At 74.9% G+C, this 14,142-nt stretch carries 15 protein-coding genes; 6 read left to right on the forward strand and 9 right to left on the reverse strand.

The window, feature by feature from the left end; all coding sequences use genetic code 11:
* Positions 1-186 precede the first annotated feature (186 nt).
* Positions 187-1,746 (reverse strand): DHA2 family efflux MFS transporter permease subunit, encoded by a 1,560-nt coding sequence (locus ACJTNH_RS20300; protein WP_458179007.1) that lies wholly within the window; start codon positions 1,744-1,746, stop codon positions 187-189.
* 90 nt (positions 1,747-1,836) lie between these two features.
* Between ACJTNH_RS20300 and ACJTNH_RS20305 the strand changes: the two genes are divergently transcribed.
* Positions 1,837-2,433, forward strand: coding sequence for a TetR/AcrR family transcriptional regulator (locus ACJTNH_RS20305; protein WP_458179009.1), 597 nt, complete (start codon positions 1,837-1,839; stop codon positions 2,431-2,433).
* A 165-nt stretch (positions 2,434-2,598) separates the two neighbouring features.
* The gene (locus ACJTNH_RS20310) at positions 2,599-2,781 is read left to right on the forward strand and encodes a hypothetical protein (RefSeq protein WP_458179011.1); all 183 of its coding nucleotides are present in this window, start codon (positions 2,599-2,601) and stop codon (positions 2,779-2,781) included.
* A 64-nt stretch (positions 2,782-2,845) separates the two neighbouring features.
* Here the strand turns inward: ACJTNH_RS20310 and ACJTNH_RS20315 are convergent, their stop codons facing one another.
* Complete coding sequence (locus tag ACJTNH_RS20315) at positions 2,846-4,063, reverse strand: DUF2786 domain-containing protein (protein ID WP_458179013.1); 1,218 nt, start codon at positions 4,061-4,063, stop codon at positions 2,846-2,848.
* 120 nt (positions 4,064-4,183) lie between these two features.
* Positions 4,184-5,374: a formate-dependent phosphoribosylglycinamide formyltransferase gene (gene purT, locus ACJTNH_RS20320; RefSeq protein WP_458179015.1), complete on the reverse strand. Its 1,191-nt coding sequence runs from the start codon at positions 5,372-5,374 to the stop codon at positions 4,184-4,186.
* 98 nt (positions 5,375-5,472) lie between these two features.
* On the opposite strand from purT, the gene ACJTNH_RS20325 reads away from it, so the two are divergent.
* The 4 genes from ACJTNH_RS20325 (at position 5,473) to ACJTNH_RS20340 (ending at position 8,977) form a co-directional block, all read left to right on the forward strand.
* Complete coding sequence (locus ACJTNH_RS20325) at positions 5,473-6,255, forward strand: isocitrate lyase/PEP mutase family protein (RefSeq protein ID WP_458179017.1); 783 nt, start codon at positions 5,473-5,475, stop codon at positions 6,253-6,255.
* An 80-nt stretch (positions 6,256-6,335) separates the two neighbouring features.
* On the forward strand, positions 6,336-6,713 hold the full coding sequence (locus tag ACJTNH_RS20330) for a hypothetical protein (RefSeq protein ID WP_458179019.1): 378 nt from the start codon (positions 6,336-6,338) through the stop codon (positions 6,711-6,713).
* Positions 6,714-6,892: 179 nt separating this feature from the next.
* Positions 6,893-8,071, forward strand: a complete 1,179-nt coding sequence (locus ACJTNH_RS20335; RefSeq protein WP_458179021.1) for an acyl-CoA dehydrogenase family protein — start codon at positions 6,893-6,895, stop codon at positions 8,069-8,071.
* 201 nt (positions 8,072-8,272) lie between these two features.
* On the forward strand, positions 8,273-8,977 hold the full coding sequence (locus ACJTNH_RS20340; protein WP_458179023.1) for a response regulator: 705 nt from the start codon (positions 8,273-8,275) through the stop codon (positions 8,975-8,977).
* A 125-nt stretch (positions 8,978-9,102) separates the two neighbouring features.
* On the opposite strand, the gene ACJTNH_RS20345 is transcribed toward ACJTNH_RS20340, so the two are convergent.
* From ACJTNH_RS20345 to ACJTNH_RS20370, 6 genes are all read right to left on the reverse strand, one after another.
* Positions 9,103-9,921, reverse strand: coding sequence for a response regulator (locus ACJTNH_RS20345; protein WP_458179025.1), 819 nt, complete (start codon positions 9,919-9,921; stop codon positions 9,103-9,105).
* A complete protein-coding gene (locus ACJTNH_RS20350) occupies positions 9,915-10,385 on the reverse strand; it encodes a hypothetical protein (protein WP_458179027.1) in 471 nt (156 codons plus the stop codon). The genes ACJTNH_RS20345 and ACJTNH_RS20350 overlap by 7 nt, the downstream gene beginning before the upstream one ends.
* On the reverse strand, positions 10,382-11,032 hold the full coding sequence (locus ACJTNH_RS20355; protein WP_458179029.1) for a signal peptidase I: 651 nt from the start codon (positions 11,030-11,032) through the stop codon (positions 10,382-10,384). Before ACJTNH_RS20355 ends, ACJTNH_RS20350 begins: the two co-directional genes overlap by 4 nt.
* A 47-nt stretch (positions 11,033-11,079) precedes the next feature.
* On the reverse strand, positions 11,080-11,712 hold the full coding sequence (locus tag ACJTNH_RS20360) for a TasA family protein (RefSeq protein ID WP_458179031.1): 633 nt from the start codon (positions 11,710-11,712) through the stop codon (positions 11,080-11,082).
* 296 nt (positions 11,713-12,008) lie between these two features.
* A complete protein-coding gene (locus ACJTNH_RS20365) occupies positions 12,009-13,448 on the reverse strand; it encodes a sensor histidine kinase (protein WP_458179033.1) in 1,440 nt (479 codons plus the stop codon).
* Positions 13,445-13,849: a response regulator transcription factor gene (locus ACJTNH_RS20370; RefSeq protein ID WP_458179035.1), complete on the reverse strand. Its 405-nt coding sequence runs from the start codon at positions 13,847-13,849 to the stop codon at positions 13,445-13,447. The genes ACJTNH_RS20365 and ACJTNH_RS20370 overlap by 4 nt, the downstream gene beginning before the upstream one ends.
* Positions 13,850-14,142 lie beyond the last annotated feature (293 nt).

Consider the following 14,142-nt stretch of genomic DNA (forward strand, 5'->3'; position numbering starts at 1 on the left):
GCCGTCGGCAGCCCCTCAGCAATTCCCGCCCAGAACACCCGCATGTTCGCCCGCGTCGCCACCATCGACAGCACCCCTCAGCTGGGGTGATGCGACGACCCCCTGACACCGGGTCACCTGATCACCGGCTGTCCCCCCGCACCAACGTTGCTGCAGGGGGACAGTCGTTGCTGCGGGCGGACGTCGTCAGGTGAGGGACGCCGCAGGCTCGCTGGTGCGCGGGACAGCCGGCTCGGCAGCCCGGTGCTGGGCGGGCAGGAAGACCAGGACGACGGCCGCGCCGACCGCGCTCGCGGCGGCGCACACCCAGGACCCGGCCGTCACGCCGTCCAGGAACGACTGCTGGACGGCGGCCAGGGCGGCGTCGGGCAGCTCTCCGGCCACCGCCAGCCCGGCGAACACCGAGTCGGCCGCGGTCTGCGCGGCCTGGGCCGGGGCGCCGGCGGCGGTGAGCCCGTCGACCACGGCCGGGCCGTAGACGGTGCTGAGCACCGAGCCGACGACGGCCACGCCGAGGGTGCCGCCGACCTCCCGCACCGTGTCGTTCACCGCCGAGCCGGCGCCGGCCTGGTCGCCGCGCAGCGCGCCCATCACCGCCTCGGTCGCCGGGCTGGTGACGAGCCCGAGGCCGGCGGCCATGAGCACCATCGCGAGCACGATCCGGCCCCAGTAGGCCGACTCCAACGTGGTGCCGGTGGCGACGAGGAAGCCGGCGGCCATGGTCAGCAGACCGGCCGCCACCACGAGCTTGGTGCCGACCGCGCGCATCGCGACGATCGCCAGCGGCGCGGTGACGCCGATGACGGTGGCGAAGGGGAGCGTGGCCACGCCGGCGGTGAGCGTGCCGTAGCCGCGCACCGACTGGAAGTACTGGGTGATCATGAAGATGAAGCCGAACAGGCTGAAGAAGGCCAGGGCGATCGCCCCGCTGCCGACCGACACCCGGGGGTCGCGGAACAGCCGGACGTCCAGCAGCGGCTCGGCGGTGCGCAGCTCGTGGACGACGAAGCCGGTGAGCACCAGCGCCGCGACCGCGTAGCCGCCCAGGGTGGTCGCCGAGCCCCAGCCGTGGCCGGGTGCCTCGATCGTCGTCCAGACCAGCAGGCCGATGCCGAGCACCGAGGCCGCGGCGCCCACCAGGTCGAAGCCGTGTGCCCGGGCGGACCGGGACTCCGGGACCAGCAGCCGGCCGGCGACCAGGGCGACCGCGGCGATCGGCAGGTTGACCAGGAAGACCGAGCCCCAGGCGAAGTGCTCCAGCAGCAGACCGCCGGTGACCGGGCCGATCGCCACCGACAGGCCGGTGACCGCCGACCAGACGCCCAGCGCGGTGGCCCGCTCGCGGCGGTCGGTGAACGTGGTGACCAGCAGGGCCAGGGTGGCCGGGTAGACGGCGGCCGCGGCCACGCCCATGGCCGCGCGGCCGGCGATGAGCTGGTCGGTGCTGGTGGCGACCGAGGCCAGCGCGGAGGTCAGGGCGAAGCCGACCAGCCCGGCCTGGAGCACCCGCCGCCGGCCGAAGCGGTCGCCGAGCGCGCCGCCGAGCAGCAGCAGCGCGGCGAAGGCCAGCGTGTAGCCGTCGACGACCCACTGCAGGTCGCTGGTGCTGGCCGACAGCTCGCGGCTGAGGGTCGGCAGCGCGACGTTGACGATCGTGTTGTCGATGCTGACCAGCAGCACGGACAGGCAGAGCACGGCGAGCACCCACCACCGACGGGTGGCGGGTGCAGGCGGGGGAGTGGTCATCACGGCCTCCGTGTCGTAGAACGATGTGCCATAACCGTAGGACGTTGTTCTATGAGCGGGCAAGCGTGATCGGTGCAGGAGGATGAGGTCGTGACGGATGTCAGGCCCGGTGCCGGGCGCACCCCCAGCCGCGCGGTCGAGCAGGCGCTGGTCGACGCGGCCGAGCGGGTGCTCGTCCGCGACGGCCTGGGGGCGGTGACCGTGCGCGCGGTCGCCACCGAGGCCGGGGTGGCGCCGATGGGCGTCTACAACCGCTTCGGCAGCAAGGACGGCCTGATCGCCGCGGTGCTGGTGCGCGGGTTCGACGGGCTGCGCGCGGCGGTCAGCCAGGACGACGACCCCGACCCGGTCGCCCGGCTGCTGGCCAGCGGGCGCAACTACCGGCAGTTCGCACTCGACCGGCCGCAGCACTACGGGGCCATGTTCGGCGGGCGTCCGCTGCCCACCGAGGGCGCCGAGGAGCTCCTCGCGCACGCCACCGCCGCCTTCGAGGCGCTGGTCGACCACGTGCGGTACGGCATGGCCCGCGGCGCGCTGCGGGAGGGCGACCCCCTGGAGACCGCCCAGGTGATCTGGAGCTCGGTGCACGGGGCGGTGAGCCTGGAGCTCGGCGGGGCGGTGCTCACCGCCGACCCGGCGGCCACCTACGAGTCGCTGCTGCAGCTGATCGTCGCCGGCCTGCGCTGATCTCCCCGCTGCGCGGGAAGTGCCGACCTCGGTCCGCGGGGCTGTGCCGACCGCGTCCTGCGGGGGCCGTGTCGACCTCCCTCGTCCGGGGTGGGTCCGGCCCGGTCGGTCACTTCAGGAACTGCGCGGTCCTGCCGACCCCTGGAGAGACGAAAGGGGCCGGTCATGATGACTCTGGCGTGCAGTGCGGTGGCTCAGGCGGCGATGGCGGCGACGACGGCGTCGCTGGACGACACCTCGGCCGAGTCGCTGATGTTCGTGGCCGGGTGGCTCACCACCGCCACCGACCTGACCCAGCAGGCGATGCTCATCCGCGACCTGGGCTCCACCTTCGACGTCCTGATCTGAAGAAGGACCCCCTTCCTCCCCACCCCTCGCAGGCTCGGGGCGGGCCCCTGGAAGGGGGCCGGGGTCAGGTGCTGGGCAGCGCGCGGCGGCCGGTGCCGCTGCCGAGGTCGGCGTCGTCGGCGGCCCGCCGGCCGGCGTGCCAGCCGGCCGGGTCGACCGTGCTGCCGCTGCGGCGGCGCAGCGACGGGAACAGCTCCTCCACCGCGCGGTCGACCGCCGCCGACCGCTCGGCGAGCACCGGGGCGAGTTCGGCGCCGTAGTCGGCCCGCGCCTCGGCGGTCGCCGCCTCGCGTGCCTCGGTGAGCCGCTCTTCGACCCGCTGGGCGTAGGAGTACAGGAAGCCCCGCCGGAACGGCGTCGAGCGGGCCCGGGCCCCACCGGTGCGCGCGGCCTCGGCCAGTGCCCGGGATGCCTGCAGCAGCAGCGAGGTGACCAGCAGCTCGACCAGGTCGACGTCCTCGCGGAAACCGACCAGCGTGGCGATGCCGAAGGAGGGCAGCAGCACCACCCGCACCCCGTTGGCGTTGCCCACCGCCTGCACCACGGCCGCCTTCGCCTCCGTGTGCGGGTCGTCCAGGTGCAGCCGCCGCGCGGCCACCCCGCCGGACGACGCGCGGCCCTCCCGCTGCGCCAGCACCGCCGTGTCGATCGCGTGCCGGGCCATCAGCGACTGGGCCTTGGCGGTCAGCGCCTCGGCCTCCTCGGTGAACTCGGTCGACTCCGCCTTCGCCAGCAGCGAGCGGATCCGGTGCAGCACCTTGGCGTCGGCCTCGCTGCCCGGCACCTCGACCGGCCAGAGCGCCGCGGACCAGCCGCTGGGCGGGGGCGCCAGCTGCTCCAGCCGCGGCAGCGAGCGGAACAGCCCGACCACCCGCAGCACGTCCCGCCAGGCAGCGGCCGGCTGCACCCGCTCGCCCTGCCACCACCCGGTGACCGACCGCGGGCCGGCCGGCAGCGCCGCGAGCTGCGCTGCCCAGGCCTCCGGCGGCGCCCCCTGGGCCGCCTCGCCCTCGGCCGCGACCACCGCCGCCACCAGCCGGGCGCCCCGCTGGCTGACCCGTCGGCGCGCCGCGTGCACGACGTCGGCCGGCTGCCAGCCGCCCTCCCACAGTCGCGGCAGCGCCTCGGTGAGCAGCTGCTGGGCCTGGCCGTCGCTGTCGACCCCGTCGTCGCGGCGCACCAGCCGGGCGACCACCGGGTCGAGCTCGGCTGCCTGCACGCCGGGTTCGGCGGCGAGCCGGCCACCGGCCAGCAGCAGCATCCGCACCTCGTCGGCGGTCATCGGTCGTCCTCTCCTCGTACGTGCGGGTGCCCGACCAGCCTGACGGCGGCACGGGGCAGCCCGCGCCGGTGGCCGGCCGACTGTGGACCCGGTGCCCCGCTGTGGACGCCGGCGCCCGGCTCAGGCGCGGGGGCGCACCCGGGAGGCGGCCTCGCGGGCGGTGACCCGGGCGGCGTCGACGTCCTCGGCGCGGGCCAGCGCCACGCCCATCCGGCGGCGGGTGAAGCTCTCCGGCTTGCCGAAGAGCCGCAACTCCACTCCCGGCAGCGCGAGCGCCTCGTCGACCCCGTCGAAGGTGATGCCGGCCGCCTCGACACCGCCGTAGACCACCGCCGAGGCACCGGGGTTGCGCAGCGTGGTGTCGACCGGCAGGCCCAGCAGGGCCCGGGCGTGCAGCTCGAACTCGTTCTGCCACTGCGTCGTCATCGTCACCATGCCGGTGTCGTGCGGCCGCGGGCTGACCTCGGAGAACCACACGTCGTCCCCGCGCACGAACAGCTCCACGCCGAACACACCGTGCCCGCCCAGCTCCGCGGTCACCGCCGCCGAGATCGCCTGCGCGCGGTCCAGCGCGACCGGCGACATCGGCTGGGGCTGCCAGCTCTCCACGTAGTCGCCGGCCTCCTGGCGGTGCCCGATCGGGGCGCAGAAGTCGGTGACGGTCTGGCCGTCGCGCACCGAGCGCACGGTCAGCAGGGTGATCTCGTAGTCGAAGTCGACGAAGCCCTCGACGATCACCCGGGTGCCGGCGACCCGGCCACCGGCCATCGCGTACGCCCAGGCGCCCTCGACGTCGTCCGGGCCGTCGAGCTTGCTCTGGCCCTTGCCGGAGCTGGACATCACCGGCTTCACCACGCACGGGAAGCCCACCTCGCCGGCCGCGGCGCGCAGCTCCTCGAGCGAGTCGCAGAAGCGGTACGCGCTGGTGGGCAGGCCCAGCTGCTCGGCGGCCAGCCGGCGGATGCCCTCGCGGTCCATGGTCAACCGCGCCGCGCGGGCGGTCGGCACGACCCGCACCCCCTCGGCCTCCAGCTCGACCAGCGTCTGCGTGGCGATCGCCTCGATCTCCGGGACGACGACGTCCGGGCGCTCGGCCTCGACCAGCGCCCGCAGCTGCGCCGGGTCGCTCATCGTGATCGTGCGCGCCGAGTGCGCGACCTGGTGGCCGGGGGCGTGGTCGTACCGGTCGACGGCGATGGTCTCCACGCCCAGGCGCTGCAGCGCGATCAGCACCTCCTTGGCCAGCTCACCGCTGCCCAGCAGCAGCACGCGGGTGGCCGACGGAGACAGCGGGGTGCCCAGGGAGACCATGCCGACAGGCTAGAGAGCGCCCGGCCGGACGACGGAGCGGCCACCGCCACGGCCGGAACCCGCCGGTCAGCGCGCCGCGTCGTGGCTACGTTGCTCCCGTGACCGACCTCGCCACCCGCGCCCGCACCCTGCTCGACCTGCACACCGCGCCGGAGCCGCTGGTGCTGGCCAACGTCTGGGACGTCGCCTCCGCGCGGGTCGTCGCCGGCACCCCCGGCGTGCGGGCGATCGCGACGGCGAGCCACGCGATCGCGGCCACCTTCGGCCACGAGGACGGCGAGCAGATCCCGCTCGACGTGCACCTGGACATGGTCGCCCGCATCGCCCGGGCCGTGGACCTGCCGGTGTCGATGGACATGGAGGCCGGCTACGGCGACCCGGGGGAGACCGCCCGCCGGGCGATCGCGGTGGGCGTCGTCGGCGGCAACCTGGAGGACCAGCTGCGGCCGCTGGACGACGCGGTCGCCGCCGTCGAGGCGGTGCTGCGCGCCGGCCGGGACGCCGGCATCGACGTCGTGCTCAACGCCCGCACCGACGTCTACCTGCTGGCCGACGCCGCCGCCGACCGCGACGCACTGCTCGCCGAGGCGGTGCGCCGCGGGCAGGCCTACCTGGCGGCCGGTGCGCCGGTGGTGTTCGTGCCCGGCGTGGTGGCCCGGGCGGAGATCGCGGCCCTGGTCGACGGGTTGGGCCGCGGGCGGGTCTCGTTGCTGAGCGTCCCGGGCGCCACGCCGTCGGTGCGGGAGCTGGCCGAGCTCGGGGTCGCCCGGGTCTCGACCGGCCCGTTCACCCAGCGGGTGGCGCTCACCGCGCTGCAGGACGCCGTCGCCGACCTCGTCGCCGGCGGCGCCCTCCCACCCGGCACCCGCCCGTTGAGCTGACCCGCTGCTCACCCGGACGGCTCGGGGGTGCGGCGGGAGAGGGCAGGACAGCGCCACCGCCGGCGTCCTACCGTGCCGGCATGGGTGATCCGCCGGTGGCCACGACCGTCGTCGGCACCAGAGCGCGCCGGCTGCCGGCACCCCCGTCCGTCGTCCGGCGGTCGCTGGCCGAACCGCACCAGCCGGGTGCGCGGCCCTGGCTGGTCCTGGTGGACGACGAGGTGGCGCCGGTGGTGGTCGACGACGGCGCACCGGATCGGCTGGCGTGGCGGTCGCTGTGGCCGCGCCGTCCCGACCTCCTCCTCGCCTTCCAGTTGCGACCGGTGGGGTCGGAGACGGCGCTCCGCTGGACGTTGACCGCCGTGGGGGAGCCGCCCGACGAGAGCCTCACCGGCCACCTCCGGTACCGGGTCAACCACCTGCTGTGGGCCGACCTGCGCCTCTCCTACGGGCAGTGAGCCCCGAACCGTTCGTCGAGTGACAGCTCAGCGGGCTCCCGGGGCAGTGGGGGCCCGCTGAGCTGTCACTCGACGGTGCGCGCGGGGGTGAGGTGGGACACGCTCGGTGGCTGGGGTGCCGGATCGGGCGGAGCATCGGGGAGGACGTCGACGACGACGAGAGAGAAGGCACCGCCGACATGACCGAGCTGCTCCTGCCCGCTGACTTCTTCGCCTTCCAGAGCCTGCTGCCCGACGACGAGCAGAAGGAGCTGCTGGCGCTCCGGGAGTTCCTGGAGTCGGAGGTCAAGCCGCGGGTCAACTCGTCCTGGGCCGCCGCGGAGTTCCCGCACGACCTGATCCCGAAGTTCGCCGAGGCCGACATCGTGGGCCGCTCCTACGACTGGGACGGCCGCCCCCGCGCCTCCCGGTTGTTCACCGGCTTCCAGGCGATGGAGCTCTCCCGCGTCGACCCGTCGATGGCCACCTTCCTCGGCGTGCACAACGGCCTGGCCATGGGCTCGATCATGATCCTGGGCTCGGAGGAGCAGCGGCAGCGCTGGATCCCGGCGATGATGCGGATGGAGACCATCGGCGCGTTCGGGCTGACCGAGCCCGAGGGCGGTTCGGACGTCGCCCGCGGCATGCGCACCACCGCGCGGCGGGACGGCGATGAATGGGTGCTCAACGGTGCCAAGCGCTGGATCGGCAACGGCACCTTCGCCGACGTCGTGGTGGTCTTCGCCCGCGACGAGGCCGACGACCAGGTGAAGACCTTCGTCGTGGAGAAGGGCACCCCCGGCTTCCTGGCCACCAAGATCGAGGACAAGTTCGCGCTGCGCACCGTGCAGAACGCCGACCTGACCTTCACCGACTGCCGCATCCCGGTGGGCAACAAGCTCGAGGGTGGCAACTCGTTCAAGGACGTCAACAAGGTGCTCAAGGTGACCCGCGGCGGGGTGGCCTGGAGCGGCGTCGGCTGCCAGCTGGGCGCCTACGAGGTGGCGGCGGCCTACGCCAGGGAGCGGCACCAGTTCGGCAAGGCGATCGGCTCGTTCCAGCTGATCCAGGACCTGCTCGCCCGGATGCTCGGCAACGTCACCGCCAGCCTCGGGATGACGGTGCGGATCGCCCAGCTGCAGGAGGTCGACGCGCTGCGCGACGACCAGGCCGCGCTGGCCAAGCTGTACGTGACCAGCCGAGGCCGGGAGACCGTCGCCTGGGCCCGGGAGCTGTTCGGCGGCAACGGGATCGTGCTGGAGAACGACGTCATCCGGTACTTCGCCGACGCCGAGGCGCTGTACTCCTACGAGGGCACCCGGGAGATGAACACCCTCATCGTCGGCCGCTCGATCACCGGGATGAGCGCCTTCGTCTGAAGAAGGACCCCCTTTCCCCCCACCACTCGCAAGCTCGCGGCGGGCCCCTGAAAGGGGGCCGGAAGCGCAAGCGGCAGGTGCACCCTCACCCGTTCGGGGCGGTCGGCCCGGCCAGGGCTGGAGTCGGGACCGCTCCGTGACGATCACCAGCAGGTACGCCGGAGTGGCGTGCCCGCTGGTGATCTGTCGTTGGGAGGGGTCGTGTCGGGTCAGTCCGTGCTCGTCGTCGAGGACACCGACGAGATCCGTGAGCTCGTCGTCACGGTGCTCCGCCGGGCCGGGATGGACGTGCGGGAGGCCACCACCGGTGCCGCCTGCCTGGCCGAGGTGCGCCGCGAGGCGCCCGACGTCGTCGTCCTGGACCTGGGCCTGCCCGACGCCGACGGCACCGAGGTGTGCCGGCAGCTGCGCGCCGAGACCGACTGCTACGTGCTGATGCTGACCGCGCGGGCGGAGGAGGTCGATCTGCTGATCGGCCTCGCCGTCGGGGCGGACGGCTACATGGCCAAGCCGTTCTCACCGCGCGAGCTGGTGGCCCGGGTGCAGACGATGCTCCGCCGGCCGCGCACCGTCGCGGTCCCGGAGCCGCGGACGCCGGTGGAGGACTCCGTCCAGCGGCTGGCCGACCTCGAGGTCGACCCGGACAGCCGCGAGGTGCGGGTGGAGGGCGCGGCCGTCGACCTGACCCGTACCGAGTTCGACCTGCTCGCCGCCCTCGTCTCCCGGCCCGGCCGGGTGCTGCAGCGGGAGACGCTGCTGCGCGAGGTCTGGCAGACCGACTGGGAGGGGAACCTCCGCCTGGTCGAGGCACACATGTCCAACCTGCGGCGCAAGCTCGCTGCCGCCGGGTTGAGCAACCCCGAGATCAAGACCGTTCGGGGGGTGGGGTACCGCCTCGTGGCCTGAGGGCGCACCCACGCCCGGCCCCGGCACGCCGGGGCGGGAGGTGGGCGCGAGGGAACACAGCTGCATCCGACGACGAGGCCCGGTCTCCCCGTGAGGGGAGCCGGGCCTCGTTGTCGTGGTCCGGTTCAGGCGGCGAGGTCGCCCCGTCGGGCCAGCATCCGGCCGGCCGCCGCGTCCACCGCGTGCACGAGGCCCGCCAGGTCGGCCCGCCCGGCGGCCGCGTCGGCGGCGAAGGCCAGCTGGCGGCGCCGGTCGACGTCGCCTCGGCGGTGGGTTGGGGCGGCGAGCCCGCTGAGCTCGGCGAGCCGGCCGTGGGCCATGATCCCGCGGCGGGCGTCGGCGGCGATCGCCTGGCACACGTCGGCGAGCTCGGGGCGGCCGAGCTGGCCGGAGGGGCCGGCGAGGGCCTGGGCGGCGGTGGCCACCGCGCGGGGGTCACCGGAGCGGACGCCCCGGGCGATCGCCGACAGCCGGGTCGGCAGCGCGTCGTCGTACATGACCCGCAGCCGGTCCATGAGCTCGGCGTCCAGGTCGGCGTCCTCCAGGTCCTCGACGTCCACGAGGTCGAGGGGTCCGGCGGGCGCGGCGGCGCTCCGGTTGCGCACCAGGTCGAGCAGCAGCCGTGCGTCGAACGGGGCGGCCAGGCAGGCGAGGGCGCCGGCGGCCGCAGCGGCGGCGCGCACCTCGTCGGTCGGCTCGGGGGTGACCACCAGGAATCGGGCGGTGCTGCCGGCGGCGCGCAGCTCGGTCAGCAGTGCGGGGCCGCTGGCGGCCCCGGTGACGGTGGCGGCGGTGACCACCAGGTCCATGGCGATGGTGGCGGTGAGCCAGCGGGCGTCCTCGGCGTCGCCGGCCTCGTGGACGCCCCAGCCGGCCAGCTCCAGCAGGCCGGTGACCTGCTGCCGGGCGGCGGGGGAGGCGTCGATGACGAGGGCGGTCAGCACGTCACTGCTCCTGTCTGGGCCGGGGTGGAGGTCCAGCCGTAGCTGGTGAGGGTGGTGATGCGGACCCGGATGCCCTGGTCGGCGTAGGAACCGTCGACGTCCTGGGCGATCCTGGTGGTGCCCGGGCCGACGGTGGCCAGCGGGTAGGTGCTGCCGTCGCGGAAGACGGCGGTGAGCTCGTAGCCGGTGACCCCGCGGGTCGTGGCGCTGGCGGTCCAGGAGACCTGGGCGTGCAGGGTGCGACTGGCGTACCAGGTGTTGTTCCACCCGTTGTAGGTGTAGGTCGTCGAGCAGCGGGTGCCGGCGGTCGAGGCGCCGGTGACCGGCGCGACGGTCAGCGTGCTGGCGTCGACGGTGGTGGCGGCCCGGGCGGTGAAGGTGGCCTGGGCGGGGGCGATGGTCAGCCCCAGCACGGTGGCGACGGCGACGGTGAGGAGCAGCAGGCTGCGGCGCATCCGGCTCATGCCCGGTCACCCTCGGTGTCGTCCTCCTGCTCGACCTTCGCCGGCCGCCAGATGGACAGCAGCAGCCAGCCGGCCAGCAGGGCGGGGGCCCCGTAGACGAGCGCCTGGCTCACCACGGGCGTGCGCAGCACCTGGATGGCGTTGCCGATCTCGGGGATGACCGCCTGCACCTGGTAGGCGGTGTCGCCCTGCAGCGTGGCCTTCCACGGGTCGACGGCCTCGTTCGCGTCGCCCTTGGTCTCGACGGTGACCGCCCCGTCGGCCCCGTGCTCGACGGAGACCACGCGGTGGCTGACCAGGCGGTGGTCGTCGATCGGGATGTGGTAGGCGATGATCATGCCCACGGCGACCTCGTCGACCGGCAGCGGCGTCACGACCGTGACGTCACCCGGGTCGATCACCGGCGACATGCTGCCGGTGAGCATCGTCATCGTCCGGTAGTCCAGGACGTGCGGCCCGACCGCCAGGACGCCGAACGCCAGGACGGCGACGGTGACCACGAGCCGGAGCAGCCAGCGGCCCACCAGGCGAGCCGCACGGATCCCGAGGCCCGCGGTGCGGGGCTCCTGGACCAGCTGACGTGCGGGACGGTGCGGGATCGCGATGTCCGTGGTGCGGGCCAGCGGTGCGAGCAGGGCGGTGGTCATGGCGGGTCCTCCGGTCAGGGGTCAGGAAGTGGGCGGACGGCGCCGGATCAGCGGTTGGTGCCGGTCTGCTGCGCCCCGACGAAGTTGATCGACAGGCCGGCGGTCTTGCCCTGGAAGTTGTTGTCCGCGCTGGCGGGGAGCGTCACGGTGACCCGCAGGTGGTCGGTGCCGCCGACGTTCTTGCTGGCGACGTCACGGAGGCTCGTACCGGGGGTCACGACACCGGAGCCCTGGGTGTACAGGGGCACGGTGGTACCGGAGCAGGTGTAGGTGGCAGCGCCGTTGGCCGCGATGGTCTCGGTCCACTTGACCGAGCAGGAGTCGACGCCGAGCTGCAGGCCGTTGACCTTGTCGGTCGTCAGGACGCTCTGGGTGGTCGCGGTGGACACGAGCGAGACGCTCGACATGGCGAGGTTGCCGCTGTTGACCAGCTCCACCGAGCGGCTGATCGAGTCGCCGGGCACGAAGCCCGCGGCGTTCATGGTCATGCCGGCCGCACCGCCAGCGGCGAGGTCCAGGGACAGGGTCCCCGAGGCGACCGAGGCGTTGAGCGGGGCGGTGCTGTCGGTGAAGGTGCCGAAGGTGCCCATGCCGGCGACGGCGGCGGCGGCACCGATGATGCCGAGCGAGCCGATGATCTTGCGGGTGGTGCGGCTGCGGTTGGTGGTGGTGGCGGTCATCGCTGTCTCCCTGGTCTGTCCCGTGTCGGCGGGTGTTCCCGGCGACAGACACGACTCTGGAGGCCCATCCGCAGGGCACCCGCCAGCGATCCGCAAGAGAACCGCAAGAAGAGGTCGACGGACCCTGCGGTCCTGGCGGCACGAGCTCGCGGCCGCGCTGCGCCGGCCGGAGCACCATCCCCTCGACTCGACCCGACCCGACCCGACCCGACCCGACCCGACCCGGGCCGGCGGTGGAGACGACGACGCCCCCGCCGGGCAGGCCGGCGGGGGCGTCGTGGGGGAGCAGGCGGTGATCAGGCGGCGGGGACGCCGTCCAGGGGCAGGGTGAGGGTGAACGTCGTCCCGCGGCCCTCGACGCTGCTCACGTCCAGGGTGCCGCCGTGCGCGGTGGTGATCGCCTTGGTGATGGTCAGGCCCAGCCCGACCCCGGGGACGGCGTTGCGCCGGGCCGTCGAGGCGCGGAAGAAGCTGGTGAACAGCTGCCCCTGCTCGCCGGCGGGGATGCCCACCCCGGTGTCGCTGACCGACAGCAGCGCCACCGGCCGTGCGCTCGGCGCCGGCTGCTCGACGATCGCGCCGTCCTCGTGCTGCCAGGCCTGCCGCAGGCGCAGGGTCACCTGGCCCCCGCCCGGGGTGAACTTGACCGCGTTGGAGACCAGGTTGTCGCAGGCCTGCCCCAGCCGGAGCGCGTCCCCGCGGACGACCGGTCCGGTGACCGGCGCCTCGACGGAGACCGTCACCCCGCGGGCCGCGGCCGTCACGCGGGCGGTCTCCTCCGCGGCCCGGACGACGCCGGCGAGGTCGACGTCCTCGGGCTGGAGGGTGAACCGGCCGGCGTCCACCTGGGCGGTGAACAGCAGGTCCCCGACCAGCCGCAGCAGCCGCTGGGCGTTGCGCTCGACGGTGCCCAGGTACTGCCGCTGCTCGGCGGTCAGCGGCTGCTCGTCGTCGTCCAGGACCAGCTCGAGGTAGCCCAGGATCGAGCTCAGCGGGGTGCGGAGCTCGTGGGAGATGAGGCTGACGAACTGGTCCTTGAGCCGTTCGGCGGCCCGGGCCTCGGTCATGTCGGTGCCCACGAAGTTCCAGCCGGCCTGCTCGCCGTCGTCGTCGGTGCGCGGGGTGATCGCCACCGAGACGGTGAGCCGGCGACCGTCGGCGGTCAGGTACGTCCAGTCCCGGACGTCGCTGCCGTGCTCCCGGGCGCCCTGCACCAGCGCGGCGAACCGCTCCGCCGGCGTGCCCGGCGCGCCCTCGGTGCCCAGTTCCTCCGGCGCGTGGAAGTCGGTGATCGACCGGCTGCGGACGACGTCGGCGCGGGGGAGCCCCAGCATCCGCTCCGCCCCGGGGTTCCACACCCGGATCAGCCCGTCCGGGTCGGTGCCGATGATCGACTGCTCGGTGACCGCGTCGATCACGCTGGTCATCGTCTGGGCGCGGGCCCGCATCATCCGGGTGGCGACCTCGAGCTCGTCGGCGGTCGACCGGCCGCGGGAGACCAGTTCCAGCCGCTGGGCCTCCAGCTCCTCGGCGGCGGCCAGCTGGCCGCGCAGCCGGCGGGCGAGCTCGAGGACGGCGCCCAGCGCGGTGACCGCGGCCAGCACGACGACCGGCACGGGCGGCCGCAGGAGCAGCACGCCCAGGGCGGCGACGGCGCCCACGGCGAGGCCGGCCGGCAGGGCCCGGGGGACGGGCCGGTGCACGGTGCGCGGCGGCGGGGTGGCGACGACGGTCATGCCGGGCTCCCGACGGTGACGAGCCGGCGCACCTGCGCGACCAGGGCCGCCACGGTGAACGGCTTGGGCAGGTAGGCGTCGGCACCCGCGGCCAGCCCGCGGGCGACGTCGTCGGGGGAGGCGCCGGCGGAGAGGAGCAGCACCCGGCACCCCGCGGTCACCGGGTCCTGCCGCAGGGCGGCGCAGACCTCCAGCCCGGTGGCGCCGGGCATCGACACGTCCAGGACCACCAGGTCGGGGCGTTCGGCCCGCGCCGAGGCAAGGGCCTGGGACCCGTCGGCCACGGCGGCGACCACCGTGCACCCGGCCTTGCGCACGGCGAGGGTGACGAGCAGGCGGATGTCCTCCTCGTCGTCGGCGACCAGCACGCGTGCGGCGGCCTCTGCGGTGTCGCGGTCCACGGTGTCGCGCTCCTCTGCGGGCGTGGCCCGCCCCCGGCCGGGACGGACTGCGTCACGTCGGGCAACGGCAGGTGCACGGTGGTGCTGGAGCCGCGCCTCACCCGGGGAGGTGAGACGTCATCCGGCCGCGGACGCACGTCGGGGGGGGGGGGGGGGGGGGGGGGGGGGGGGGGGGGGGGGGGGGGGGGGGGGGGGGGGGGGGGGGGGGGGGGGGGGGGGGGGGGGGCGGCGGGGGGGGCGGGGGGGGCGGGCGGGCGGGGGGGCGGGCGCCCGCTCCCGGCCGGCTCATCGCG

The organism is Modestobacter lacusdianchii, from assembly GCF_054177765.1.

Coding starts and splice junctions, on each gene's coding strand:
- ACJTNH_RS20310 (WP_458179011.1), top strand. CDS start 2,599: ATGATGACTCTGGCGTGCAGTGCGGTGGCTCAGGCGGCGATGGCGGCG.
- ACJTNH_RS20355 (WP_458179029.1), bottom strand. CDS start 11,032: ATGACCACCGCCCTGCTCGCACCGCTGGCCCGCACCACGGACATCGCG.
- ACJTNH_RS20335 (WP_458179021.1), top strand. CDS start 6,893: ATGACCGAGCTGCTCCTGCCCGCTGACTTCTTCGCCTTCCAGAGCCTG.
- ACJTNH_RS20330 (WP_458179019.1), top strand. CDS start 6,336: ATGGGTGATCCGCCGGTGGCCACGACCGTCGTCGGCACCAGAGCGCGC.
- ACJTNH_RS20315 (WP_458179013.1), bottom strand. CDS start 4,063: ATGACCGCCGACGAGGTGCGGATGCTGCTGCTGGCCGGTGGCCGGCTC.
- ACJTNH_RS20360 (WP_458179031.1), bottom strand. CDS start 11,712: ATGACCGCCACCACCACCAACCGCAGCCGCACCACCCGCAAGATCATC.
- ACJTNH_RS20300 (WP_458179007.1), bottom strand. CDS start 1,746: ATGACCACTCCCCCGCCTGCACCCGCCACCCGTCGGTGGTGGGTGCTC.
- ACJTNH_RS20350 (WP_458179027.1), bottom strand. CDS start 10,385: ATGAGCCGGATGCGCCGCAGCCTGCTGCTCCTCACCGTCGCCGTCGCC.
- purT (WP_458179015.1), bottom strand. CDS start 5,374: ATGGTCTCCCTGGGCACCCCGCTGTCTCCGTCGGCCACCCGCGTGCTG.
- ACJTNH_RS20365 (WP_458179033.1), bottom strand. CDS start 13,448: ATGACCGTCGTCGCCACCCCGCCGCCGCGCACCGTGCACCGGCCCGTC.